Origin of the sequence: Donghicola sp. XS_ASV15, assembly GCF_041224595.1 — a bacterium.
Taxonomy (GTDB): Bacteria; Pseudomonadota; Alphaproteobacteria; order Rhodobacterales; family Rhodobacteraceae; genus Donghicola.
Genome location: NZ_JBGFGN010000036.1, coordinates 1 through 302 on the forward strand (window position 1 = coordinate 1; position 302 = coordinate 302).

Annotated in this window: 1 protein-coding gene; it reads right to left on the minus strand. The window is 66.9% G+C overall.

Annotation, left to right across the window (positions count from 1 at the left end; genetic code table 11):
• The coding region (locus AB9K37_RS00520; RefSeq protein ID WP_369835109.1) for a hypothetical protein at positions 1-302 on the minus strand (302 nt) is incomplete at both ends.

A 302-nucleotide genomic window follows, 5' to 3' on the forward strand; every position in this document is an offset into this window, starting at 1 on the left:
CGGCTCTTCCACGTCAGCAAGCGCCGCGAAGGGGTCTTCCTCTTCGGTGGCGGCTAAGTGGTCTGCGTCGGGTGTGGCCTCGACGGCCACCTCGGCTTCTATGGGGGTGTCTTCTGTCGCCGGGGGGAGGCTGTCGTGACCGTGCTCCTCCTCCGCGCCCTCAAGGGCAGCAAACGGGGCGTCGTCCACTGGAGCAGAGACGGCCTCGGTCTCGAGCGCCTTCAGCGCGTCAAGGTCAGGAAGATCCTCTGCCGCGTCGGCCGCGCTGTCGAAGGGAGCAAACGGGTCATCGTCTTCGCTGA